The organism is Streptomyces viridifaciens (assembly GCF_001888885.2).
Taxonomy (GTDB): Bacteria; Actinomycetota; Actinomycetes; order Streptomycetales; family Streptomycetaceae; genus Kitasatospora; species Kitasatospora aureofaciens.
In genome coordinates, this window is sequence record NZ_CP090840.1 from 1,291,642 (window position 1) to 1,316,133 (window position 24,492).

The 24,492-nt window shown below is 72.0% G+C and carries 21 protein-coding genes and 2 pseudogenes; 17 read left to right on the forward strand and 6 right to left on the reverse strand.

From position 1 onward, the window contains the following. The first annotated feature begins 183 nt into the window (after nucleotides 1-183). From BOQ63_RS05330 to BOQ63_RS05350, 5 genes are all read left to right on the forward strand, one after another. Nucleotides 184-2,007, forward strand: a complete 1,824-nt coding sequence (locus tag BOQ63_RS05330) for a glycoside hydrolase family 15 protein (RefSeq protein WP_072653543.1) — start codon at nucleotides 184-186, stop codon at nucleotides 2,005-2,007. A gap of 349 nt (nucleotides 2,008-2,356) precedes the next feature. Next, nucleotides 2,357-3,601 (forward strand): sensor histidine kinase, encoded by a 1,245-nt coding sequence (locus BOQ63_RS05335; RefSeq protein WP_030556941.1) that lies wholly within the window; start codon nucleotides 2,357-2,359, stop codon nucleotides 3,599-3,601. Continuing rightward, entirely contained in the window at nucleotides 3,589-4,239 is a 651-nt protein-coding gene (locus BOQ63_RS05340; RefSeq protein ID WP_030556943.1) for a response regulator, read from the forward strand. The genes BOQ63_RS05335 and BOQ63_RS05340 overlap by 13 nt, the downstream gene beginning before the upstream one ends. Nucleotides 4,240-4,635: 396 nt before the next feature. Next, entirely contained in the window at nucleotides 4,636-5,082 is a 447-nt protein-coding gene (locus BOQ63_RS05345) for a hypothetical protein (protein ID WP_360329342.1), read from the forward strand. Between the two features lie 160 nt (nucleotides 5,083-5,242). After that, on the forward strand, nucleotides 5,243-5,884 hold the full coding sequence (locus BOQ63_RS05350; RefSeq protein WP_079183416.1) for a class I SAM-dependent methyltransferase: 642 nt from the start codon (nucleotides 5,243-5,245) through the stop codon (nucleotides 5,882-5,884). 186 nt (nucleotides 5,885-6,070) lie between these two features. On the opposite strand, the gene BOQ63_RS05355 is transcribed toward BOQ63_RS05350, so the two are convergent. Together BOQ63_RS05355 and BOQ63_RS05360 are read right to left on the reverse strand one after the other, a co-directional pair. Continuing rightward, nucleotides 6,071-6,550: a hypothetical protein gene (locus BOQ63_RS05355; protein ID WP_050366284.1), complete on the reverse strand. Its 480-nt coding sequence runs from the start codon at nucleotides 6,548-6,550 to the stop codon at nucleotides 6,071-6,073. Nucleotides 6,551-6,630: 80 nt separating this feature from the next. Then, a pseudogene (locus BOQ63_RS05360) lies at nucleotides 6,631-6,984 on the reverse strand (GNAT family N-acetyltransferase); the annotation flags it as partial. A gap of 425 nt (nucleotides 6,985-7,409) precedes the next feature. On the opposite strand from BOQ63_RS05360, the gene BOQ63_RS05365 reads away from it, so the two are divergent. Continuing rightward, nucleotides 7,410-7,745: a hypothetical protein gene (locus tag BOQ63_RS05365; protein ID WP_072653545.1), complete on the forward strand. Its 336-nt coding sequence runs from the start codon at nucleotides 7,410-7,412 to the stop codon at nucleotides 7,743-7,745. A gap of 12 nt (nucleotides 7,746-7,757) precedes the next feature. Next, nucleotides 7,758-7,934: pseudogene (locus BOQ63_RS05370) on the forward strand (TetR/AcrR family transcriptional regulator); the annotation flags it as partial. Between the two features lie 241 nt (nucleotides 7,935-8,175). Here the strand turns inward: BOQ63_RS05370 and BOQ63_RS05375 are convergent. Both BOQ63_RS05375 and BOQ63_RS05380 read right to left on the reverse strand, forming a co-directional pair. Continuing rightward, nucleotides 8,176-8,331 (reverse strand): hypothetical protein, encoded by a 156-nt coding sequence (locus BOQ63_RS05375; protein WP_232543194.1) that lies wholly within the window; start codon nucleotides 8,329-8,331, stop codon nucleotides 8,176-8,178. Nucleotides 8,332-8,687: 356 nt separating this feature from the next. Further along, nucleotides 8,688-9,950, reverse strand: a complete 1,263-nt coding sequence (locus BOQ63_RS05380; RefSeq protein ID WP_072653546.1) for a beta-ketoacyl-[acyl-carrier-protein] synthase family protein — start codon at nucleotides 9,948-9,950, stop codon at nucleotides 8,688-8,690. 65 nt (nucleotides 9,951-10,015) lie between these two features. On the opposite strand from BOQ63_RS05380, the gene BOQ63_RS05385 reads away from it, so the two are divergent. Next, nucleotides 10,016-10,660, forward strand: coding sequence for a TetR/AcrR family transcriptional regulator (locus BOQ63_RS05385; RefSeq protein WP_046385564.1), 645 nt, complete (start codon nucleotides 10,016-10,018; stop codon nucleotides 10,658-10,660). A gap of 532 nt (nucleotides 10,661-11,192) precedes the next feature. On the opposite strand, the gene BOQ63_RS05390 is transcribed toward BOQ63_RS05385, so the two are convergent. Beyond that, nucleotides 11,193-12,044, reverse strand: a complete 852-nt coding sequence (locus tag BOQ63_RS05390; RefSeq protein WP_043388989.1) for an NAD(+)/NADH kinase — start codon at nucleotides 12,042-12,044, stop codon at nucleotides 11,193-11,195. 396 nt (nucleotides 12,045-12,440) lie between these two features. Here BOQ63_RS05390 and BOQ63_RS05395 point away from each other — a divergent pair, with 396 nt between their 5' ends. The 5 genes from BOQ63_RS05395 to BOQ63_RS05415 are packed head-to-tail and all read left to right on the forward strand — an operon-like array spanning nucleotide 12,441 to nucleotide 16,564. Continuing rightward, on the forward strand, nucleotides 12,441-12,944 hold the full coding sequence (locus BOQ63_RS05395; protein ID WP_454130754.1) for an RNA polymerase sigma factor: 504 nt from the start codon (nucleotides 12,441-12,443) through the stop codon (nucleotides 12,942-12,944). After that, nucleotides 12,941-13,765 (forward strand): zf-HC2 domain-containing protein, encoded by an 825-nt coding sequence (locus BOQ63_RS05400; protein ID WP_072653548.1) that lies wholly within the window; start codon nucleotides 12,941-12,943, stop codon nucleotides 13,763-13,765. The genes BOQ63_RS05395 and BOQ63_RS05400 overlap by 4 nt, the downstream gene beginning before the upstream one ends. A gap of 32 nt (nucleotides 13,766-13,797) precedes the next feature. Beyond that, nucleotides 13,798-14,607, forward strand: coding sequence for an ABC transporter ATP-binding protein (locus BOQ63_RS05405; RefSeq protein ID WP_072653549.1), 810 nt, complete (start codon nucleotides 13,798-13,800; stop codon nucleotides 14,605-14,607). Continuing rightward, nucleotides 14,604-15,995, forward strand: a complete 1,392-nt coding sequence (locus BOQ63_RS05410) for a hypothetical protein (RefSeq protein WP_072653550.1) — start codon at nucleotides 14,604-14,606, stop codon at nucleotides 15,993-15,995. The genes BOQ63_RS05405 and BOQ63_RS05410 overlap by 4 nt, the downstream gene beginning before the upstream one ends. After that, complete coding sequence (locus BOQ63_RS05415) at nucleotides 15,992-16,564, forward strand: hypothetical protein (RefSeq protein WP_072653551.1); 573 nt, start codon at nucleotides 15,992-15,994, stop codon at nucleotides 16,562-16,564. Before BOQ63_RS05410 ends, BOQ63_RS05415 begins: the two co-directional genes overlap by 4 nt. Before the next feature lie 60 nt (nucleotides 16,565-16,624). On the opposite strand, the gene BOQ63_RS05420 is transcribed toward BOQ63_RS05415, so the two are convergent. Further along, nucleotides 16,625-17,074: a MarR family winged helix-turn-helix transcriptional regulator gene (locus BOQ63_RS05420; protein WP_030556969.1), complete on the reverse strand. Its 450-nt coding sequence runs from the start codon at nucleotides 17,072-17,074 to the stop codon at nucleotides 16,625-16,627. A 103-nt stretch (nucleotides 17,075-17,177) separates the two neighbouring features. On the opposite strand from BOQ63_RS05420, the gene BOQ63_RS05425 reads away from it, so the two are divergent. The 4 genes from BOQ63_RS05425 (at nucleotide 17,178) to BOQ63_RS05440 (ending at nucleotide 24,212) form a co-directional block, all read left to right on the forward strand. Next, nucleotides 17,178-17,582, forward strand: coding sequence for a nuclear transport factor 2 family protein (locus BOQ63_RS05425; RefSeq protein WP_030556971.1), 405 nt, complete (start codon nucleotides 17,178-17,180; stop codon nucleotides 17,580-17,582). Between the two features lie 103 nt (nucleotides 17,583-17,685). Then, nucleotides 17,686-19,158: an FAD-dependent monooxygenase gene (locus BOQ63_RS05430; protein WP_072653552.1), complete on the forward strand. Its 1,473-nt coding sequence runs from the start codon at nucleotides 17,686-17,688 to the stop codon at nucleotides 19,156-19,158. A gap of 557 nt (nucleotides 19,159-19,715) precedes the next feature. Next, the gene (locus BOQ63_RS05435) at nucleotides 19,716-20,063 is read left to right on the forward strand and encodes a CU044_2847 family protein (protein ID WP_079183418.1); all 348 of its coding nucleotides are present in this window, start codon (nucleotides 19,716-19,718) and stop codon (nucleotides 20,061-20,063) included. A gap of 60 nt (nucleotides 20,064-20,123) precedes the next feature. Further along, nucleotides 20,124-24,212 (forward strand): nSTAND1 domain-containing NTPase, encoded by a 4,089-nt coding sequence (locus BOQ63_RS05440; RefSeq protein WP_454130624.1) that lies wholly within the window; start codon nucleotides 20,124-20,126, stop codon nucleotides 24,210-24,212. The last annotated feature ends 280 nt before the right edge of the window (nucleotides 24,213-24,492 follow it).

Genomic DNA, 24,492 nt, shown 5'->3' on the forward strand with positions numbered 1-24,492 from the left:
GAGGAGGGCCGTGGCAGGTGCCCGCTCGGAATCATGACGGTGTAGCCGAGTGGCGCCGGTCTTGTTGTGCCAGTCGGTTCAACGCCGCTTGTCCGGTCTGGTGGATGCCCTCGCCGGGCGGCCTGATGCCCCCGCGATCGGGAAGGACTCAAACAGAGGCAGAGGCAAAGGGAGGTTGCTGCGATGTCCGGAGCGCCGGAACAGCACGAGTCCGTCCGGTATCTGCCGATCGCGGAGCACGGCCTGATCGGGGATCTGCGCACGGTGGCGTTGGTGGGCACCGACGGCACCATCGACTGGTACTGCTGCCCCTCTTTCGACTCCCCGAGTGTCTTCGCGGCCATCCTGGACGCGGATCGGGGCGGGGCGTTCGAGCTGGCTGCCGCCGTTCCGGCCAGTACCAAGCAGTTCTACTTCCCGGACACCAATGTGCTGATCACCCGGTTCTTCACCGAGGACGGGCTGGGGGAGATCCAGGACTTCATGCCCGTGGCGGACCCCGGCGAGGCTGATCGCCCCAGGCTGGTCCGGCGGGTGGTGTGCGTGCGCGGAAAGATCCCGTTCCGGGCCCGGGTGGCCCCCCGGTTCGGCTATGGCGCCGACCCGCACACCGTGCGGATGCTGGACCAGGCCGCCGTGTTCGCCTCCGAGGCACTGTCGCTGACGCTGACCGCCACGGTGCCGCTGGAGTGCGACGAGAAGGACGTGTGGACGCAGTTCGAACTCTCCCAGGGCGATACCGCGGTCTTCGCCCTGGAGCAGGCCGGCGGTCAGGCGCTCCCGGGCCGCTGCCCGCACGCCGAGGCCGAGCGGGAGTTCACCGCCACGGTCGCCTTCTGGCGGCGCTGGCTGCACCAGTCCCGCTACCACGGCCGATGGCGGGAGATGGTGCACCGCTCCGCCCTCACCCTCAAGCTGCTCACCTACGCCCCCACCGGCGCGATCGTGGCAGCGCCCACCACCAGCCTGCCCGAGCAGATCGGCGGCGGCCGCAACTGGGACTACCGCTACGTGTGGGTGCGCGACGCCGCGTTCGCCGTCTACGCCCTGCTCAGGCTCGGCTTCGCCGAGGAGGCCGAGGCGTTCATGGGCTTCCTCACCCGGCACATCGAGCGGCGCGGCGGCGGACCCTCCGGGCCGCTGCAGGTCATGTACGGCATCGACGGACGCTCCGAGTTGCCCGAAGGCGAGCTGCCCCACCTGGAGGGCTACCGTGGCTCGGCGCCTGTGCGAGTCGGAAACGGCGCCGCCACGCAGCTGCAGCTCGACATCTACGGCGCCCTGCTCGACTCCGTCTACCTGTACGACAAATGGTGCCGGCCCATCTCCAGCGGCCATTGGCGTGGGGTGTGCGCCCTGGTGGACTGGGTCTGCGAGCACTGGGACCAGCCGGACGAGGGCGTGTGGGAGACCCGTGGCGGACGCAAGAAGTTCCTCTACTCCCACCTGATGTGCTGGGTGGCCATCGACCGGGCCATCCGCATCGCCCGGCGCCGCAGCTTTCCCGCCGAGCTCGGCCGCTGGGGCCCGGTCCGGGACGAGATCTACTGGCGGATCATGGACAAGGGCTGGTCGCCCACCCGGCAGGCGTTCGTCCAGCACGAGGACGGCGACGTACTGGACGCCGCGGTGCTGATGATGCCGCTGACCAAGTTCATCTCCCCCAACGACCCCGTATGGCTGTCCACCCTCGACACCCTCGGCGAGGAACTGGTGTCCGACTCCCTGGTCTGGCGCTACGACCCCAAGGCCAGCCCGGACGGCCTCGAAGGCGAGGAAGGCACCTTCTCGATCTGCTCCTTCTGGTACGTCGAGGCCCTCACCCGCGCCGGACGCCTGAACGATGCCCGCCTGGCCTTCGAGAAGATGCTCACCTACGCCAACCACCTCGGCCTGTACGCCGAAGAGATCAGCCACACCGGAGAGCAGCAAGGCAACTTCCCCCAGGCGTTCACCCACCTCGCCCTCATCAGCGCCGCCTTCAACCTCGACCGCACCCTGGGCTGACCGCCCCGCTCCGCTCCGCACCGAGGCGCCTTGGGCCGGCAGCGGGGGAAGGCTCTCCCAACTCCCTGTCGCCAGGCTCCTGGCCGACGCCGGACGCACCGAGGATGCTGTCGCCGTCCTCGACCGGCACGTCCCGGCCCACCGCCACGACCTGGCCGGCTACCCCATCGACCTGCCTGTTCCACCGGCCCGGTCCACCTGCCAGCGGCCAGCAGAGCCGACCTACCGACCCGAGGTGCCGACCGCCCACAGGCCAAGATCAAGATTTGCGGTGGGGGTACTGGGTTCACCATGAGACCGGGTACAGGTTTCATGGCACCGTCCTCCTGCGGTGCCCTACCGTCGTGCCATGACGATTCCAGCTGGACTGAGACGCACGGTCCTCCGGGCACGGCGGGACACCGGTTTCCTTGCCGCTGGTGTGCCGCCGCACCTGGCGCTGGTGCCCGTGTGGGCCTGGGCGGCGACGACTACCGCCAGGACGGGGAACTGGCTCCTCACGGTTCCCACGTCGGCCGCCCTCGTCCTGCTCGGCACCCCGGTACTGACGGCCGTTCAGCGGGCCCGCTACCGGGTACTCATCGGTGTGGACGTCCCCCGGCTCACCCCCACCGCGCCGGAGAAACGGACGTGGGCCTCGACCGCCCGGTGGCTCGCGGCGACGCGGCCTTGGCGCAAGATCGGCTACCACCTCGTGCTGGGCCCGCTGCTCGCGATGCTGGAGCTGCTGGTGCTCGTGCTGACGGCGGCGGGCCTGGCAGGCGCCACCGTCTACGCCTGGGCATGGGCGCTGCCAACCGGAATCCGCCAGGACTGGTTCGGCAACCTGACCCAGCGGCCGGTTTACACAGCGGCCGGACTCCTCCTCCTGTGCGCCCTGCCCTGGACCGCGCGGGCAGTAGTCCGGGCAGAGGCGTGGCTGGCGTTGGGCCTGCTCGGGCCCAGCCGGGCGCAGCGGCTCCAGGAGCGGGTCGATCAGCTGGCCGTGAGCCGGACCGACCTGATCGAGGCCGTCGACGCGGAGCGCCGCCGGATCGAGCGCGACCTGCACGACGGAACCCAGCAGCGGTTGGTGTCTCTCGCGGTCAACCTGGGTCTGGCCATTGCCACCCGCCCGGACCTGCCTGACGCCCGCGAGGTGATCGCGAGAGCGCACCTGGAGGCGAAGGAGGCGATCGCCGAACTCAATGACCTGGTGCGGGGCCTGCACCCGGCCGTGCTCGAAGACCGAGGTCTGGACGCGGCGTTGTCCGGGCTGGCCGCCCGCACGCCCCTGCCGGTGCGGCTGCGGGTCGATCTGGAGGAGCGGGTGGCGCCCAGCGTGGAGTCGGTCGCGTACTTCGTGATCTCGGAGGCGCTGACCAATGCGACGAAGCACGCCAGCGCGATGCGTGCAGAGGTCATCGTCCGTCGGGTGGGCGGGGTGCTTCGCGTGCGCGTTACCGACGACGGGCTGGGCGGTGCCGACGCCGCCGGCGGCACGGGGCTGAGCTGGCTGGCCAAGCGGGTCGGCTCCCTCGACGGGGCCTTCCACGTCAGCAGCCCCGTTGGGGGACCCACCACCATCACCGCGGAGCTGCCGTGCGCGCGGTGATCGCCGAGGACTCGGTGCTGTTGCGGGTCGGCCTGACCAAGGTGCTGGAGATGGGCGGGTTCCAGGTCCCCGCCGAAGTCGGCGATGCGGAAGGACTGTTGGCGGCGGTGGCGGAGCACCGGCCCGAACTCGCCCTGATCGACGTCCGGATGCCGCCGGACTTCACCGACGAGGGGGTGCGAGCGGCGATGGAGATCCGCCGGCGCTGGCCGGGGACGGCGGTGGTGCTGCTCTCGCAGTACGTGGAGGAGCGTTACGCGGCTGACCTGCTGTCCGCGAACACCAGCGGTGTGGGCTACCTGCTCAAGCAGCGGGTCGCCGATGTCGCCGACTTCGTGGCGGCGGTGCGGCGGGTGGCGGACGGGGGCACGGCTCTGGACCCGCAGGTCGTCGCCCAGCTGCTGCTGCGCCGCGACAACGACCCGCTCGCACGGCTGACCCCCCGCGAACGGGAGGTGCTCGGCCTGATGGCCGAGGGGCGCTCCAATGCCGGCATCGCGCAGGCGCTGGTGGTCAGTGAGAGCGCCGTGGCCAAGCACATCAACAACATCTTCGCCAAGCTCGACCTGCCCGTGGTCGACGCGGACCACCGCCGTGTCCTGGCCGTGCTGCGGTTCCTCGGAGCGTCCCGGGCCTGACCGGCTGTTCCCGCCGGCCCGGGGCGATCGCCGGTGGTCGGTGCGTTCCGGTATCGAGGGCACCATCAACGAGTGCGTCCACGGACACGGCATGCGCCGCTGCCGCTACCGAGGTCCCCCGAAGGCCCACCTGGTGATCAGTCCGGACGGCCCCTGCGGAGCGCAATCGATCAGCATTCCAACTGGTTCTGGCGGGGGCAGGGTCGGATCTCCCCGCAGTGCCGCCGGATGCGGAAGGTGTACGTAGCACCACCATCAAGTCGGATAGGAGTGCTACTGCCTCGGGCGCGCGTGAACGACATGCTGATGTTGTGCCCGAGGGGCGTGCACGGGAGGGAGTCAGGTGTCATGGCGAGCACTCAGTTGACCGGCGTTCATTCGCTCCGTCCGGTCCGCGTGGACGCCGGTCCGGGCTCCGGCGTCCCGCTGATCCTTCCGAAGGCCGCGGCCGCTTCGACGCTCCCCCTGCTGCTTCGCCGGGCGGCCACGGTCCTCACCGTGCTCGGGATGGCGATGATTCCCTGGCTGGTCTTCCTGCACACCGGGCTGCCGGCCACCGCTCAGGCCTCGCACTGGGCCTGGACGTGGACGGGTCTGGACAGCTCTGAGGCGCTCGGCCTGCTCGCCACCGGACTGCTCCTCAGGCGCGGCGACTGCCGGGCCTGCCTGACCTCCGCCGCGACCTCGGCCCTGCTGCTGGTCGACGCCTGGTTCGACGCCATGACGGCTGCCCCGGGTTCGGACTTCGAGCTGGCGGTGCTGATGGCGGTCTTCGCCGAGTTGCCGCTGGCGATGGCCTGCGCGGTTCTCGCGACCCGGACCTTCCCTCGGCCGGGCCGCTGAGCGGATCGCGGTCCGGTCCGTTTCGGGAAGTCCCCGGTCTGCCGCAACGGCGGTCCACGGGCGGTTCCTTCGGCCCGCTCGGGCCGACTGCCGACGAAGTCGGCGCTGACGCAAGCGGATCGCACGCAAACACAACTGATCGTCCATCAGGAACGCTTCGGTGGCCAAATCCAACATTAATGGAGGAATGATGATGAATTCGCGGGCATTGATGGGCGCGGGCGCTGCCGCCGCCGTCGCCACTTGGTGGTTCACCGACTCCGCGCCGTACCCGTACTCCCAGCGCTGGCTGCTCGACCTGCCGCTGCCGTTCCTGACTCTGAAGCGTCTGGACCACGTGCTGCAGGCCCGGGAGGGCGAGAGGATCCTGGAGATAGGCCCCGGAACCGGCCTGCAGTCGCTGCACGTCGCACCGCAGCTGGGACCGAACGGCCAGCTGGACATCGTGGACATCCAGCAGGAGATGCTCGACCACGTGGGCCGCCGGGCCAAGGAGCAGGGCGTCGACAACATCGTGCCGAGCTGCGCCGACGCACATGAACTTCTCTTTGCGGACAACTCGTTCGATGCGGCTTACCTGGTGACGGCGCTGGGCGAGATCCCGGATCCGGCGCGTACGCTGGCCGAACTGCGCCGGGTGCTGAAGCCGTTCGGGCGGCTGGTGGTCGGCGAGTTCTTCGACCGGCATCAGATCCGGCCGTCCTCGCTGATCAGCCTGGCGGAGGGGGCCGGGCTGCGGGTCGCCCGGCTGTACGGTCCGCCGTTCGCGTACTACGCGGTGCTGCGGCCGATCGACGCCTGACGCCGCTCGGGCGGTTCCCGCCCGAGCCGAACCGTAGACCGGACGGCCGTAGCCGTAGCCCGTAGCCGTAGGCAGTGTCGTCAAAGGGTCAGGCCCGTGTGAGGAGTGAGGCGAGGGTGGCTGCGGCTCGGGAGGAGACGGCGGTTTTGGCGAAGTGGCCGTACCAAGCTCTCGGCGCCCCGAAGGTCAGGAGGGCTGGTGGGCCGGGGAGTCCGGGTGGGGCCGCATCAACAGCAGGTCCTCGCCCCAGGCGTCCAGCACCGCCGCGTGGCCGGCGGCCCGGGCAGCCGCCTCCACCTGGGTGAAGAGCCGCTGCTGCGACGCCACTTCGCCGGTCGCGGTGATCCGGGCGACGGTGTCCAGCAGGGCGGCGCTCTCCCAGCCGGGCAGCGGGAACCGGTCCAGCTCCCAGGCCAGGTACTTGTTGTAGGGGCGCGGGCGGCGCTCCAGGGCGAAGAGCAGGTCGAGCAGGAATCCGACGCTGGCGGCCGCGTCGAGGTGGCCGGCGAGCGGGTTGCCGTCGCGGTGGTTCTTGACCGAGCGGTAGAGCGCGTTGGCGTAGGCGTCCAGCAGGGCGGCGCCCGACTGGAAGGCCTCCTCGGCGCCGAGCCGTCCCATCGCGGCGACGATCCGGGTGACCTCCCCGTCGCGGCGGTCGACCAGCACCTGGGAGCGGGCGATGGCGTACTGCTCCCAGGCGGCGGGCCGGCGGAACCGTTCGAGGGTGGAGACGACCAGGTCGAGCCGCGCGGGTTGCTCTCCTCGACGCCGAGTTCGGCGCGGGTCAGGCCCCGGGCGCCGATCCGCTGCTCGGCGGAGCGGATCAGCAGCGTGCCGATCCCGCAGGACTGCAGGGCCGGATGGACGCCGAGTTGCCAGAGAGTGCCGGCACCGGGCCTGACCGTGTAGTCGATGCCGCCGACCGCCACCGGGAGCCCGACCGGCGTGCACACCGCCAGGTAGTCGATCTCGCCCGCCTCGGCGCGGCGGATCTGGTGGACGAGCTCGCGTACGTGCCTGGGTGAGCCGGCCCAGGTGCAGGCCGGCAGGTCCGCGTCGGTGAGACCGCGCACCGACAGGTGCAGCCTGATCTCGGTCATCGCCGCATCCCTTCGACCCAACAGCGGCCGTTTCCCATTTCAGCAGGCTGGTCCCGGTGCCGTCCAAGGGGTTTCGGACCGGTCCCGATGTCAGCCGGTGATGTCCGTGCGCGGGGCGCCAGCCCGGTTCGACCGTCGGCTCGGGTCAGGTAGGCCGGGGCGCGGAGTCGCTCGGGCGGCCCCCCGCCTCGCTCGGCACCCAGGCCGTCCGTGCCACGAGTCCCGGCATCCCCCCGTGCCGTCTCGGGGTCGGACGGCCTCGGGGCGGCTGGAGTCAGGGCAGAATCCCGGCCGCATCCCCCGATTCCCCTCTCGCGCGGCCCGCACCCGAGAAGGATGCCTTTCAGGGGGACTGTCCCCTGGACGGGGGCGTTTGCGCGGTGACCGTGCGGCGTCGGTGTCGTGGGGCCCGTAGCGTCGGCATCATGGCGATCGAGGACACGACGGCGGTGATGGTGGGGGTGCGGTTGGTGGACGAGGTGTTCGCCGCGTTGGACGCGGTGAGCGCGGCCCGCACCCCTTTCGAACGGGGGCTGCTGGGGGCCTACCGGTGGGCCGTGGGTGCCCAGGTGGGCGCGCCGGTCACCGCGAACGCCGCCGTCGGCGCGTACGGGCCGTGCAGGGCGCAGCTGCTCGCCGAGTGCCAGGCCGCGCAGGTGCACATTCGGCAGGGTACGGGCCTGGCAGGGGAGACGGAACGGGCACTGGGCGTCTACATGGCGCTGGCATGGTTGTGCGGTCATCACGACGACCTGCCCTGAACCGGCCCACCGTCGATCGCCCTGTCGATCTGGGCCGCCCTGCACGGGCTCGTGACGCTGGAACTGGCGGGGGCTCTCGACGCCGCCACGGCCGAGGCCGCGTTCCACTCGACGGTTCACTCCACGCTGCGCGGATGGACGACCCCGGCGGTGTTCCGCGTTCCTCGCGAAGCCGAACTCGCTTCCTGACGGGATCGGGCCCGTGTCCGGGTTCTCTCGTTACCGGACGGGACCCCGGGTGGCGCCGGACACGGTCGGCCTCGACCGACGCCTCCACCGGCCCGAGCGGCCCGTGCGCGGCCGGCGACTCCAGGGTGGTCGCGATGACCGGTGCGGCGTCGTCGTACTCGCGCCGGCCGTCGCCGCCGTTGTCGTGCAGCCGGACGGTCCACCAGCGCATGGTGCCGGTCCCCGGCCGGCGGGGTGGTTGTCACGTCATGGCCCGGGCGAGGCGGAGCAGGCCGGCGCGCATCCGCTGTTCGCCGAGTTCCGGCAGGAGGGCGGCGACGTGCTCGGCTCCCAGGGCGGCGAGCAGGGCGTGGGCGGTGTCGTCGGGGTCGGGTGTGCCGGCGAGCAGGATCGCCACGTGGCGGTGCCGCCGCCGCCTGACCTTCGTCCTCGTGACGGGTGGCGCGGCCCGCCCTGAGGCCCTCCCGGACGCCCGGGAGGGCCGTGGCCGGCTGCCGGGAGCGCGCCGCCCGCCGGCGTCGAAGCGTGGTCGCCGCCGAACGCGGTTTCTGGATATCGGTGAGGCCTCTCCGGAGTGTTGGAGAGGCCTCACCTGGTCATGCAGTCAGATCCGTGCCGGACTCCGTCCGCCGGGTTCGAGGCGGCCGGGGGCGCCGGTCGGAGGTCGGTCAGCGGCAGGCTTCCCGGCCCTGCTTTCCCGAAGCCATTTCGCCGTGTCGCCGTGTCGCCGGTTCTACGGTGCGTTCGCGTCGGTCATGGTGTCGTCGAGGCCGTACGGGACGCGTGGTGCCGCGTGCCGGTGACGATGAGCGAAACGTTCTGCCCACCGAAGCCGAAGGAGTTGCTGAGCACGGCCTCCTGGGGGACGTCTCGTCGCTCTGCGACGACATCGAGATCGATGTCGGGACCGACGCCGGCCTCGGTGAGGTTGCGGGTCGGTGGAATGACACCGTGCTCCACGCTGAGGACGGCGATGAGTGCTTCGATCGCGCCGGCTGCGCCGAAGAGATGACCGAGCGCGGCCTTGGGGGCTGTCACGGTGGCGTGGCCGAAGACCTCCCTGATCGCGCGTGCCTCGGCGGCGTCGCCGACCGGAGTTCCGGTGGCGTGGGCGTTGATGTGGCTGATCCGCTCGGGAGCCAGACCGGCTTGCGCGAGGGCCTTGCGCATGGCGGAGATCTGACCGGAGCCGTCGGGAGCGGGCGCCGTGATGTGGTGGGCGTCGGCGGCGATGCCGGCGCCCGCGAGCACCGCGTGGACGCGCGCGCCTCGGGCGCTGGCATGCTCGGCGCTTTCGAGCACCATGACAGCGGCGCCTTCGCTGAGGACGAATCCGCTGCGGTCCGCGGCGAACGGTCGTGACGCTGAGGCGGGTTCGGCGGTGTGCCTCGACAGTGCTTGTGCCTGGGCGAAGCTGGCGACGGTGATCGGGGTGGTTGCGGCCTCGGCCCCGCCCGCGATGACCACGTCCGCCTCGCCGGCACGGATGAGCCTGGCCCCCAGAGCGATCGCCTCGGCACCGGAGGAGCACGCCGAGACGGGCGTGTAGGCCCCGGCCCGTGCGCCGTATTCGATGCTGATCAGCGCTGCCGCCGCATTGGGCATGAGCATCGGGACCGTGCGTGGCGAGACGCGCCGCGTCCCGGCCGCTTCCAGTACGTCGTCCTCCTTCAGCAGCGTTCCTATCCCGCCGATGCCCGTGCCGATCGCCGAGGCGAGCCGGTCCGGGTCCACCTCTGGGGTGCCGGCGTCGGCCCAGGCTTCGGCCGCCGCGATGAAGGCCGCCTGCTGCGAGCGGTCGAGCCGCCTGGCCTGTACCGGCAGCAGCAACTCGGCGGGGTCGATCGCCATCGTCCCCGCGACGGTGTCGGGAAGACGGACGTCCTCGTGGCCGCGCAGGACGCCCCCGCGGATGCCCGACTCGCCGGCAAGCAGGGCCTCCCAGGTGGACGCCACGTCTGCCCCGAGTGGTGTGATCGCGCCGAGTCCGGTCACGACGACTTCAGTCCGGTGCATGCCCCTCAACCTTTCTTGTATGCGATACAAGCGAACGGCCCTGTTGTATCACATACAATTTCGCTGTGGAGAAGAAGCGAACCGAAGATCGATCAACGTCGGCTCGGTCGCGTGACCGAGGTCGCGCGACGAGGCGTCGCCTGATCGAGGCAACTGCACGGCTCTGCAAGGAACGGCCCGGCGCCGAAGTGAGCGTCGCGGAGATCGCGAACGCGGCAGGCGTCTTCCCCAACCAGGTCACCTACCACTTCGGCTCCAAGGACTCGCTCCTCGTGCACGCCGCCTTTCTCGGCTTGCTGCACGACGCCCGACGGATCGAACGCATCGGTCGCCAAGCCCCCGACGCGGCGGCATTTCGGCGCAACATCGCCCGCGCCGTACTGGCCATGCCCTCGCTCCCGTCGGTCACGCGAGCGCTCGCCGCCGGGATCTCCAGACCCGAACTCGCCTCCGTGGTCGACCAGCACCTCCAGTTGCTGTTCCGGCAATCCGAGCGTTTCGTGAGCCAGCTCATCGACAGTCGCGGCTGGAGGACCCGTCGACCGCTCAACGTGGAAGCCAGGACGTTCTGGAGCACCGCGCTCGGCGCAGTGCTGCTCGTCCGCGCCGGGGCACATGGCACCGCCGACGACCTCGACCTCGCCGGAGCACTGACCATCCACGACGAACCCGATCCCGGTGACGTAGCCGGTACCAGGCGCTCGATGTAGGAGTCCTTGCTCTCGCGGTGGAGCGGAGCGACGGTCCGGGGCAGCGGCCGCAGCCGCGACGGGGGCAGGGCCGCCGTCATGCCGCGTCGTCCTCGGAGCCGTCCACTCCCGGAGTGGGCGGCTCGAACCGGGTGTCGTGGTCGACGGGGATGCTGTCCAGACAAACCGAGGACTTCGCCCACCGCACCCGGCTTCCCGCATCCGCCGTCGAGACCCTCGCCGGCGCAGGCGCGTTCACGAGCCTGGGGTTGACCCGTCGCCAGGCCCCATGGGGCGCCGGGATGGTCTCCCGGACCGCGACGGACATGCTGCCAGGCACCGCCCCGGGCATCGACGCCCCCGACCTGCCCGACATGCCCCCCGTCGAGGAGACCCTTGCCGACCTTTGGGCGACCGGTACCTCGGTCTCGCCCACCCCGCCCAACACGTCCGCGAACAGCTCCGGCACGTCGGCGCCCGGTGTCGCTGCCGATCCACGTCCGCGTCACCGGCAGCCCGCAGCCGCGGATCGCGAACCGCCACCAGACCCAGGTCAGCCGAGTTCCGCCGACCCGGTGAGTCGGAGTTTGCGCTGGGCCCGTTGGTAGAAGGTGGTGTGGCCGAGTCGTACGACGCGTGCCGCGCCGGGCAGCATCGTCACCTCGACGACGTCGCCCGGCGAGACGTGGCCGACCAGGAGGCCGTCGGCCTCGACGGCGAGATCACCGCTCTGCGGCTGCACCTCCAGGGCGAGCACCTCCCCGCTGGAAAGGAAGACGGACCGGTTGAACGCGGCGTGCGGAGCTACGGGCGTGACCAGCAGCCCCTCGGCGTTCGGAGAGACGATCGGGCCGCCGGCGGAGAAGCTGTAGGCAGTGGAACCGGTCGGCGTGGCAACGACGACCGCGTCTGCGGTGTACGCCACGAAGGGCTGGTTCTGGACCATCACCGCGACGGCTGCGGACCTGTGCCCGGGGCTGCGAAGGAGCACCACGTCGTTGAGTGCCGTCTCCCCGGCATCGCCGAACCGGGCGTGGACGCCGGAGCGGGCTTCCACGGTGAACCGGCGGTCGTCGATGGCGTCGAGTGCGGCGGGAAGCTCCGGCATGTCGACCTCGGCGAGGAACCCCAGGCGTCCGACGTTCACCCCCAGCACGGGCGCGTGGCCACCGACCACGAGCCGCATCGCGCGCAGCATCGTGCCGTCTCCGCCGAGGCTGATCACCAGGTCTGCGCTCGCGGCCATCTCGTCGGCCTCGACCGGTACGGCCTCGCAGCCGATCCGTGCCACCTCCGCCGCCAGCCCCAGGACCTTCGCGCCCCGGGCCCGGCTCCACCGGACGACCGCGTCCACGATGGGCGCGCACGTGCGCTCAGGGTGGAGCACCAGCCCCACTGTGCCGATGAAACCCATCCGGAGCACCTCGATGTCGGTCGGCCCGCCGTCACCCTCTCCCAGTCACGCACAGCCGATCACCACCTTCAAGTCACCGCCACCCCCCGGTGAGCCGGCAGCTCGTCCGGACCCCGCCGGAAATCCTCCCGCTCCGGCTCCAACACCCGGGTGCGCACGAACGCCGCGATCACCGCCGGATCTCGCCGCGTGGAGAACTGCAGCGGCCGCGCCGATCGCCGCCGCCAGGGCGGCCGCGGCGGCCACCCGTCACAATCCTCCGCGCGCGACACCATGACGCAGGTCACGTCAGGCGCAGAACCCGTGCGCAGCATCGGGCGTCTGGCTCATGTGAGATCACGCAGGAGAGCACTGGACGAGTTGGACGAGGAACGCCTCGTCCGGCTGGTGACCAGAGGTGACCGCGGGGCGTTCGACGAGTTGTACCGGCGCACGTCGCCGTGGCTGGCGGTGCGGTTGCGCCGTCGCTGCGCGGACGAGCAGATCGTCGCCGAGGTCATGCAGGAGACCTATCTGGCGGTGTGGCGCGCGGCCGGCGCGTTCGCCGGGAGCGCGGTCGGCGGGACGGCCGTCGGGTGGCTGTGGACGATCGCGGCGCGCCGCCTGGTCGACGCGTTCCGGCGCCGGGCCCACCACGCCGAACCGCCGGTCGCCGCTGCCGAACGGGCGGTGGTGCCCGCGGCGGAGGACGAGGCGCTCGCCAAGGCCGTCGGCGGCGAGGTCGGCGACGCCCTGCGGCGACTGGCGCCGGAACTCCGAGCGGTACTGCAGGCCACGGTGCTCGACGGACTCTCCGTCCGGGAGACCGCCGTCCTGCTCAGATTGCCCGAAGGCACGGTCAAGACCCGCGCCCGCCGGGCCCGAATCGCGATGCGGGAGGCACTGAGATGAGCGGGGAACACGCGTCGAGGCGGTTGATCGACGACTACGCACGTGGTGACGCGACGATGGCCGCGGACACAGTATGGGCGCTCGAAGCCCACCTGGAAACGTGCGCGCCGTGCCGAAGCCACCTGGCGGCCGGTGTGGCCACCGAGGCGCCCGGCATCGCCACGCTCCTCGACACCGTCCGGGACGCTCTCGAACCGCAACTGGACGCGGCCGTCCCGGCACCCTCAAGGCGACACCGCCCGAGGTGGGTGGCGGCCTGGCTGACACCGGCCATGGCCCCCTGGCTGGCCATGACCGTCGCCGTCACCCTGATGGCACTGCTGCTGGACGCGGTCGCGCCGCCGACGTTCTCCGGCGACACCTCTCCGGTGTCGGCGATCGCACCCCTGCTACCGCTGTGCGGCGTCGCCGCATCGTGGTCGCGCGGCCTGGACCCGGCGCACGAACTGACGGCCTCGACCGCCCGAGCCGGCCTGCCCCTGCTCCTGCGGCGCACCACGGCGGTTCTCGTGGTGGTCCTGCCCGGGCTCCTGGTGGGGGGATGGCTGACCGGAACCATGACGGCCGCGCAGTGGCTGCTGCCCTCGCTGGCCTTCACCTCCACCGCACTGGCGCTGGGCAGCGTGGTCGGCGTGACCCGCGCCGCCACGGGGCTGGCGCTCGCGTGGGGCGTCGTCGTGGCACCCGCGTGGGTCACCGGCCACCTCCCCGTTGTCCTGCGGCTTGTCCTCCAGCCCGACCGACTGCCCGTGTGGGGGCTGCTCCTCGCGCTCGGCACCGGTGCCGTCATCGCCCGCAGAAACGCGTACTCAACGCTGTGAAACCATCGTCGACCCTCGAAAGGGACCACCGTATGACGCCCACCACGAGCGCGGCCGACACCGCGCCGAAAACCTACGCCTGGGAGATCCACGCCAGCGGCCTGAGAGTACGCGTCGGACGCAAGAAGACGGCCGTCGACGGACTCGACCTCTCCCTGGGCACCGGCACCCACGGCCTCCTGGGACCCAACGGAGCAGGAAAAACCACCCTGATCCGGACTCTGGCCACCGTGCTGCGCCCCACCGAGGGCGACCTGGAGCTGCTCGGCACCCGCGTGGGCGCGATGGTCGACCACCGGTCTCTGCGACGTCAAATCGGCTACCTGCCACAGGAGTTCGGCTACTACAAGCGCTTCACGGTGCGCGAGTTCGTCGAGTACATGGCCTGGTTGAAGGAGGTGCCGAAAGCAGCCGTCCCCGCGGCCGTCCAGCGGGCCGTGGAACGGGTGGGCCTGGCGGACCGCGCCGACCACCGGATGAAGACCCTGTCCGGGGGCATGGTGCGGCGGGCCGGCATCGCCCAGGCCATCGTCAACGATCCCGCGGTGCTGCTGCTGGACGAGCCGACAGTCGGCCTGGACCCGGCGCAGCGGCTGCGCTTTCGCGAGCTGTTGCAGGAACTGGGCCGCGACACCTGTGTGGTCGTTTCCACCCACCTGGTCGAGGACGTCGCGGCCGCCTGCTCCGACGTGGTGCTCCTCGCCGAGGGTCGCCTCGTCTTCCAGGGCACGCCGGACGACCTGGCGGCGGCGGGCGGCCCCGAGCATCCGGGCGACAGCCCCCTGGAGCGCGGCTACTCGGCTCTGCTCCAGGGCTGCGAGCAGCCGGGAGGCACCTGGTGAACGGACTGCGTGTCGAACTGAAGCGCTCCCTCGCCCCGTGGCCAGGCCTCGTCGTCCTGGGAGGCAGTCTGGCGGTCTTCTGCCTGATCGACGGGATCTGGTGGCAGGGCGACGCGGGATGGACGGCCCAGTGGACCTCCATGGCCCTGTGGACCCGGTCCCTGCTGGCCTTCTGGTGGCCGCTCGTGGTGGGCACGGGGGCGGTGTACGGGCTGCGCGACTCCCGCTCGCGGATGACCGAACTGCTGACGACCACGCCGCTGCCGCCCTGGCGCCGTGCGGCGCTGCCGGCCGGCGCGACGGCAATCGTGCTGGCGTCGGGCTTCGGTCTCCTCGTCCTCGTGGGCGCGGTCCAGGTGGCCCTCGGCGCCACCACCTACACGAGTCTCGGCTGGCTGCCGGTCTCGCTGGTGGCGGCGCTGTCCCTCGTCGCGGGGGCTGTGTTCGGCATGGGCGTCGCACGGGCCGTTCCCTCCGTGCTCACCCCGCCGGCCCTGACGGTGTTCCTCTTGCTGGCGACCCTTCTCCTGCGGCCCAGCAACGAGGGGCTACTGCCGTCGAGCAGCGCGCCGAACCGGCTCGCCCTGCTGTCCCCGGCGACCTCGGAGCCGCGGGAGGTGCTGCTGACCCTGTCCGGCTCCGTGCACCTCGGCCAGACGCTCTGGCTGCTCGGCCTGCTCGCCACCGGTTTCGCCCTGCTGTCGGCCGCGACCCGCCGGGCCCGACTCCTCGCGGTGGCCCCCGTCCTGGTCGGCGCGGCGCTCGCCCTGGTGATCCTCCCGGCCACGGCACGCGACACCTACGTGGTCGACAAGGCCGCCGCCACCTCGGTCTGCGACGGACCGGTGTGCGTGACTCAGGCCAACCGCTCACACCTGCCCGAACTCGCGCCGCGCGGCAGGGACGCGCTGCGCGTGCTGCACGACGCCCTGGGCGACCAGGCGCCCACCTCGGTGCGGGAGGACACCCGGCTGCACGCGCTCGGCGACGACCGCCAGGCTTCCGGCGACGCGGTGCTGGTCGACTTCGACGACCCGCTGATCGCCCGTGCGACGGGGGCGGAACTGACCCGACTCCTGGTCGCCCAGGGACTGGCACCGAACTGCGCACCGCGCACCACGTGGGAGGGCCGGGGGCAGCTCGACATCCCCGTCCAGAGCATCGTCGCGAGCTGGGCCCTCGGCGACCGCCGGTTCGAAGCGCTGCAGAGGCCGGACACCTACGCGTACTCGCCACGTACCTGGGCGGACGCCGACGCCGCCTGGAAGCGGCTGACGGCGATGTCACCGGCCGACCAGCGCTCGCGGATCGCCGAGGTGCACACTGCCGCTCTCTCCTGCACGGGGTACCACGAGCTTTCGATGCTGGCGGGGGAGACGCCGCGATGAGGTGGCTGACCTTGTACGCGCGTTCACGGCGGGTGCCCACCTCGGCCGCCGCGGTCACGCTCGTCGCGCTGGCAGCGTGGGCCCTCAACCACAACGGCGCTGGCCCGATGGACCTCGGGATCGCGGTCCTGATCCTGACCGCGAACGTGACGGCCGCTTCCGTCGGGCTCGGTGGGCCGGACGTCGCACTGGAGCGCACGGCCGCGATCCGGTGGGCGCCCCGGCGGGCGGCGCACGCGCTGCTGGCCGGCGCGGTCGCAGGGGCGGCGCTGCTGGCGACCCAGGCGGCGGGAGCCGAGCTCGCCCCCGCCGCGCTCGTCGTCCGGGACAGTGCGGGCCTGATCGGCCTGGCCGCGCTCGGGGCGGTGCTGTTCGGGGCACACTTCGCATGGACCCTGCCGATCGGCTGGCTCGCCGTCACCCTCCTCGTCCCGGTTCCGCCCGGCATCGCGGGAGAGGTGGGCGGCTGGATGATCATTTCCCCCGCCACGACGGCGTCCGCCACGACCGCGTGGGCCCTGCTGGCGACCGGCACCGTGCTGTACGCCGCAGCAGGACCGAGACGGTAACGGACGTGCCCGGTACTCGGGGGTGGGATTCCCCCGGGCGACCCGGCCGAGAAGCCGGCGTCATGATTTCGCGAATGGACCGGTGGTGACAAAGCGGTGGAGTTGGTGGGCGAAGCTCTGCGCCTCCTCGGGCGGCCAGGAGGCGAGGGACGCTTCGATGATCGTGACGAGGCGCTGCCGGGTGATCTGCACCGCCTGCTGTCCGGTTTCGGTCAGGGCGAGCAGGATGGCGCGGCGGTCGTCGGGGTCGGGTTCGCGGCACAGCAGACCGGCTTCCTCCAGGCGGGTGGCGCGGCGGGTGACGCCGGAGCGGTCGAGGCCGATCTCGCCCGCGAGGTCGGCTGCGCTGCAAGGGCCCGTCCGGGCGAGCCCACTGAGAACGGGGTAGGTGGTCTCGTCCACCGCCTCGCCCAAGTTGCCCGTCAGGCGCGCGTACAGCCGTGCTCGGGCGCCTCGTCTGAGCAGGGCTCCAAGAGCGTCGGCGATCTCGTGTCCCACATCGTCAGGCATGACCCGAAGAATAGCGTGCGCGACGCACGCAATCTGTAGTACGGTGCATATGCGTGCTCGAAGCACGCACTTCCTGTCGAATCACGAACCCCGAGGGACCGTCATGACCACCGCCAGCACCCGTACCGACGCCCGCTCCGCCCTGACCGACCTGCTCCTCACCCCGGGCCTCGACCTCGACGAGGCCGCCGACCGGCACTTCGCCCCCGACTACCGCCAGCGCACCGACGGGGAGTGGGCGGACCGCACCGAGTTCCTGGCCCACATCGCCCACCTGCGCACGGTCGTGGCCGGTGGCTCGGTCGAGGTGCACGACGAACTCTCGTCCGGTGACCGCTACGCCGACCGCCACACGATGGAGGTCATCAAGACCGACGGCTCCACCGTCCGCATGGAGGTCTACCTCTTCGCCGAGTTCGCCCCCGACGGCCGCTTCCGCCGCATCGAGGAGACCACCCTCATGCTCGAAGGCGCAGACGCCGACCGGAACCTCGGCAGCGCCCGCTGAGCCGCACTGCCCACCTGACGCCACGAGGCGCGCCGCCTGTCCCAGCACATCGGCGCGCCTCCGGCGCCGCGCATCGTCCCAGGAGTGAGAGGAAGTGCTTGTCATGCTCGACGTGCTCATCGCCGGGGCCGGCCCGGTGGGGCTCTGGCTCGCCGCGGAACTGCGCCTGCACGGGGTGGAGGTGACCGTCGTGGAGCGCCGGGCGGCACCGGACGGACGGTCGCGCGCGGTCGGCATGCAGGCCGGTACGCTGGACACCTTCGCCACCCGCGGCCTCGCGGAGCGGTTCATCGAACGCGGTACGCCGGTGTCGACCGGTCACTTCGGCGCGGCGACCACCCGGCTGGACTTCTCCACGGTCGGGGCGGTGCACCCGTTCATGCTGGCGCTCGGCCAGTCCGTCACCGAACAGCTCCTGGAGGAGCACGCGGTCGCCGTGGGCGCCCGGGTGCTTCGCGGGGAGGAGGTCGTCTCGCTCACCCAGGGGCCGGACGCTGTCGAGGTGGTGATCCGGGCCGGCGGCACCCACCGGACCGTACGGGCCCGCTGGGTGGTGGGCTGCGACGGTACCCGCAGCGCGGTGCGCCAGGCGGCCGGCATCGACTTCCCCGGCCAGGACACCACCATGACCGGGTGGCTCGCCGACGTCGAACTCGACGATCCGCCCTCCGCGCCGCTCGCCGCCACCGGGCCGGCCGGTTCGTTCCTGGTGGCCCCGATCGGCGACGGCGTCCACCGGCTGGCGGGCCTGTCCACGGCCACCGTGCACCACGGCACCGGCGAACCGCTGACGCTGGAGGAGGTGCGCGAGCAGGCCCGCGCGCTACTGGGACGGGACCTGGGCATCCGCAACCCCCGGTGGCTGTCGCGCTACGGCAACGCCACCCGGCAGGCAGCGCGGTACCGGGCCGGACGGGTGCTGCTGGCCGGGGACGCGGCGCACATGTTCTTCCCGGCGGGCGGGCAGGGTATGAACCTCGGCATCCAGGACGCCACCAACCTGGGCTGGAAGCTGGCCGCCACCCTCCAGGGCCGGGCACCCGACGGACTGCTCGACAGCTACGACACGGAGCGCCGGCCGGCCGCCCGCGCCGTCATCGACAACACCCGCGCTCAACTCGCGCTGTTCGCCGCGGCGAGCCCGGAACAGATCGCGCTGCGCGAGGTATGGTCCGCCGCGCTGGCCGAACCGCAGACCAACCGCCAGTGGGCCCGCAGGATCGCCGGCTTCGACGACCCTGTCCCCGCCGACACCGCATCCGCCGCGCACCCGCTGGATGGCACGCGACTGGCCGGCCTCGTCCTGGACGCGGCCGGCGCACCCACCGCCCACCCGCTGATGCGCCACGGCCGACCGCTGCTGCTCGACCTCGACGGGACGCGGACGCCGTGTTCCGCGCCCGGCCTCGACCAACGGACGGTAGCCGTCAATGCCGAGGATTCACATCCGGTCTGGCGGGACGTCACCGCAGTCCTGATCCGACCGGACGCCCGGATCGCCTGGGCCGGCACCGACACCGACCCGCAGCGCCGCGCCTCGGACTGCCGCGCGGCCCTGCGCACCCTGTGCCGCTGAACGCCGCTCGGTGAGCCCACCCGCCGGCTCCGCCCGGCGTCCCCCGGGCACTGATCACGCCGGATCGGCGCCCGGCGCCTGGCCGCGCGGGGTGTCGTTCTGCATGAATGATCACGAGACAGACGCGGGGTGCCGGTTGCTGAGACACGCTCCTGGCCTGGCGGGTGCCACCCGCCACCGGCACTTTCGAGCCACGCTCACCGACGTCCACCCGGCGGCCGCCGCCGTACGCGCACCCGTCGCCCGTCCTGGAGGCTTTCATTCACACGGCCCACTCCGAGTGCGGCAGGTACTGGCACTGACGACGATGACACTGGGTGGCAGCGTGCGATGCGTCCTCAGGGCCGGTAAGCGGTTCACGTGCTCGGTGGTTCCTGGTTGAAGAGCGCTTGCGGACGGTTCCCCGGCCCCGAGCCGCCGCAGTCGCCAGTTCTACGGACAGCGCCGGCGTCCCGGCCCCAGCTGTGGGCGGCCCGACGTGCCCAGCACCGCCCGCCGCCGTCCGAGAGACCCGAAGGCCCATGTGTCGACGAGTGCGACGGGGTGAAGGAGGGATTGTGGCAGCTCTGGCCCGGATGCCGTTGGAGGGCGGGGGTTGCGTCCTGATCGAGGCCCCGGCGGGGCTGGGAGGGCCGGTGAAGGCCGGTCGTGTCGGCGATGCCATCCATGAGCTGCCGGAGAGTCTGCAGGGGGCTCTGCAGCCGGTCACCGAGGCGGCGCGGGCCACCCTCGACGAGCTGCGCAAGGCCTGCCCCGACGAGATCACGGTGGCGTTCGGCGTCGACCTCGCGGTCGAGGCCGGGGCCGTGATCACCAAGGCCGGTGCCACCGGTCATCTGATGGTGACCATGACGTGGAACAGGAATGCGGCCGGCCACCCGGGCGTGGGCGAGAGTCCGGGGTGACCGGTGGACATCGCTGGCAACGGGTCGGAGGGCGACCGTGCGCCGGGGCTGCCTTCCGCCGTGGCCCAGGTTCTCGGAGCGGGCGGTGAGGTGGTCGGGGCGGGTTTCCTGGTGGCCGATGGCCTCCTGGTCACCTGCGCGCACGTGGTGGTCGCCGCCGGAAGTGGGCCCGGTGAGCCGGTGCGGCTCGTCTTCCCGCACGCGGACGGTGCGCCGCGGGTGGACGGCCGGGTCCTGGACGATGCCTGGCGTGCCCCGGGAGGCGACGACGTCGCCGTCGTGCGCCTGAACGGGAGCACTGCGGGTACGGAGCCGTTGCCGTTGGGCTCTGCGGAGGGGTGCCGGAGCCACCGGGTGCGGTCGTTCGGGTTCCCCGCGCAGGCTCCGCCGGGCGGGCACTTCGGCTTCGGGATGGCCGGTGATCTGCTGCCGCCCGGTGCGGGCAGGGGCGCGCTGCTGCAGTTGACCGAGGCCAACGACCTGACCACCGGGTTCAGTGGCGGCCCGGTCCTGGACGAGGTGACCGGCCTGGTCATCGGTATGGTCACCGAGATCACCGCCCCCGACGCCTTCGAGCGGGGGCAGGGCATCGCCTATGCCACCCCGACCCGGACACTGCGGGAGATCCGGCCCGACCTGGCCGAGCGGGACGTGTGCCCCTACCGGGGACTGGAGCCGTTCACCGCGGAGCAGGCCCGGTGGTTCGAGGGCCGCAGGGACGCGGTGCGGCAGGTGCTGGCGAACCTGGCCCGGCACAGGCGGCTGACGCTGCTGCTCGGGCCCTCCGGATCGGGCAAGTCGTCCCTGATCCAGGCCGGCGTCCTACCCGCCCTCGCTGCGGGTGAACTACCGGGCAGCGAAAGGTGGTTGTCCGTGCTCGTCAGACCCAGGCAGGATCTGACGGCCGAACTGGAACACGCCGGACTTGTCGGGGCCGCCACCGACGGGATCGCCGCCGCCGTCATCCGCAGACTCGCGGCCGACCCCGGCTGCCAACGCGTCATCCTGATCATCGACCAGTTCGAGGAGTTCCTCGCCCAGCCGACCGACGGCCGACGGCCGGACCACCGCCCGGCCATCGCGGACCAGCTCACCTCGGCGGTCGACTCGATCGCCCGGCTCCAGGTGATCCTGGTCATGCGCGATGACTTCTACCATCAACTCGCCGCCCTGGCACCGAAGTTGCTGCATGCCTCGATGCCCGGGCTCCTCAACGTGCCGGGCAGCCTGAGCCAGGACGACCTGCGCGACATCATCACCCTGCCCGCCCAGGACGTGGGCGCCCGCTTCCAGCCCGGACTGCCCGAGCAGATCGTCACCGACGTCCTGGCCACCACCCCCGACGGGACCGCCACCCGCCAGGCTCCCGTCACCGTGCTGCCCCTGCTGGAGCTGGCCCTCAGCCAGCTCTGGCAAGGCCGCCGGGACGGCTACCTCACCCACGACGCCTACCGGCGCATCGGCGCGGTCACCGGAAGCCTGACCACCTGGTGCGACACCGCCCTCGACCAGCTACCCCCCGGCCACCGGTCCATCGCACGGCGGATCCTGACCTCCCTGGTTCGCCCGGCCGACCCGAGCCACCAGATTCCGGCCATCCGGGCACAGGTGCCCCTGCGGGAGCTGCGCGAGCTGGCAGCCGACCCCGACGCCGTTCCCGGCAGCGAGCGAGCCATCGATGCCGTCCTCGCCGCCCTCACCGGCCACCGGATCATCACCACCTACACGCCTGCGGCCGTAGGATCCGACGCCCCGGCCGGGCAGCCGGTGGCCGAGCTCATCCATGACGCGCTCATCCGCGACTGGGGCACGCTACGCGAGTGGGTCAACCAGGACCACCGCTTCCAGGAGTGGCTCGAACACATCCGGGAACGGCGAGCCCGCTGGGCCCAGCAGAAGGACCCCGGTGACCTGCTCGGCGGGACGGCGCTCGCGGAAGGCCTCGAATGGTCCCGGCACCGCCGCCTACCGAGCGGGATCGCCGCTTTCCTCACCGCCAGCAGGCAGCGCCAGCAGGCCGCCATCCGGCGCAGCAGGCGCCTCAACGCGGTCCTGGCCGGGGTCCTCGTCCTCGCACTCGCCGCTGCGGGATACGCGGTCCGGCAGCAGCGGACGGCCGTCGCCGAACGGCAGACGGCCCTCTCCCGGCAGCTCGCCCTCCAGGCCGGCACCCTCATCAGCACCGACCCCGACCTCGCCTCGCTACTGGCCGTCCAGGCGTACCGCACCGGCCAGACTCCCGAATCCGTCGAGAGCCTGGACAACGCCGCGTCCCTCCCACTGCGGCGACGCCTGTCCGGTCACACCGACTCGGTCTACTCGGTGGCGTTCAGCCCCGACGGCCACACCCTGGCAACCGGCAGCGGTGACAGGTCCGTTCGGCTGTGGGACGCGGCCACTGGCACTGTCCGAGCCACCCTCACCGGCCACACCGGCGAGGTGCGCTCGGTGGCGTTCAGTCCGGACGGTCACACGCTCGCAACCGCCGGTACGGACAGGTCCGTTCGGCTGTGGGACGCGGCCACCGGCACTGTCCGAGCCACCCTCACCGGCCACACCGGCGAGGTGCGCTCGGTGGCGTTCAGTCCGGACGGTCACACGCTCGCAACCGCCGGCGCCGACGGGACAGTTCGGCTGTGGGGCGCGGCCACCGGCACTGTCCGCACCACCCTCACCGGCCACACCGGAGAGATCAATTCGGTGGTGTTCAGCCCGGACGGCCACACCCTGGCAACCGCCGGCGCCGACGGGACAGTTCGGCTGTGGGGCGCGGCCAGCGGCACTGTCCGAGCCACCCTCACCGGCCACGCCAACGAGGTCTACGCGGTGGCGTTCAGTCCCGACGGCCGCACCCTGGCGACCGGCAGCCGCGACTACACGGCACGGCTGTGGGACGTGGTCACCGGAACGACCCGCTTGACCCTGACCGGCCACAGTGACGCGGTGGTCTCGGCGGCGTTCAGTCCCGATGGCCGCACCCTGGCAACCGGCAGCGCCGACAACACCGTACTGATGTGGGACGTGGCCACCGGCGCCACCCGCACACCTCTGACCGGCCACACCGGAGAGGTGTACTCGGTGGCGTTCAGTCCCGACGGGAAGACCCTCGCGTCCGGCAGCGGCGACAGGACCGCGCGGCTGTGGGATGTGGGTACCCGCTCGATGCTGACGGGCCACACCGGACCGGTCTGGTCGGTGGCGTTCAGCCCCGATGGCCGCACCCTGGCAACCGGCAGCGGCGACAAGACCGCGAAGCTGTGGGACGTGGCCACCGGCAGGAGCCTCACCACCCTGACCGGCCACACTGGCGAGGTGTGGTCGGTGGCGTTCAGTCCTGACGGCCGCACCCTCGCGACCGGCAGCGGCGACCGGACCGTGAAGCTGTGGGACGTGGCCACCGGCAGGAGCCTCACCACCCTGACCGGCCACACCGACATGGTGATGTCGGTGGCGTTCAGCCCGGACGGGAAGACCCTCGCCACCGCCAGCCGCGACCACACCGTGAAGCTGTGGGACGTGGCCACCGGCGCGGCCCGTGCCACCCTGACCGGCCACACCAACACGGTGTTCTCGGTGGCGTTCGGTCCTGACGGCCACACCCTGGCAACCGGCAGCGCGGACCGGACCGTTCGGCTCTGGGAGGCGGCCACCGGCAGGAGCCTCAGGACGCTGACCGGCCACACCGGCGAGGTGTGGTCGGTGGCGTTCAGCCCCGACGGGAAAGCCCTCGCCACCGCCAGCGGCGACAACACCGCACGGCTGTGGGACGTGGCCACCGGCAGGAGCCTCACCACCCTGACCGGCCACACCAACACGGTGTTCTCGGCGGCGTTCAGTCCCGACGGGCAGACCCTCGTCACCGCCAGCCGCGACCACACCGTGAGACTGTGGGACGTGGCCACCGGCGCGGCCCGTGCCACCCTGACCGGCCACACCGACATGGTGTTGTCAGCGGTGTTCAGCCCCGATGGAAGAACCATCGCCACCGGTAGCTACGACGACACCGCTCGGCTGCGGACCATCGTCCTCCCCCGACCCGCCGCAGCGATCGATCGGATCTGCCGGGCCGTCAGCCGAGGTCTGACCCAGGAGGAGCGGGCGGCGTACCTGCCGGGCGAGTCAGCCGGTCCGGTATGTCCGCCCGGCTGAACCCGGGGGTCGGAGCGCGACCGCCGGTGGCCTCCGGGGCCGGCGGCGGGTGGCGGGCAGGGTGTGCAGGGGCCGCAGCCGGTGGAGGGCGTGGGCAGGGCGGACCGAACCGCCCCTGGCCCGAGGGGAAGTCCGTTACGCTCCGTACCTGGCATGGCGGTTCGTTGTCGCACTGTCCTGGGCGCCGGCGCGCGCGATCCCTGCCGTATCCGCGCCCGTGCGGCGAGGAGGTGACGGACCGTATTCGTCCGCGACTCCTTCCGCCTACCCACGGTGGTCG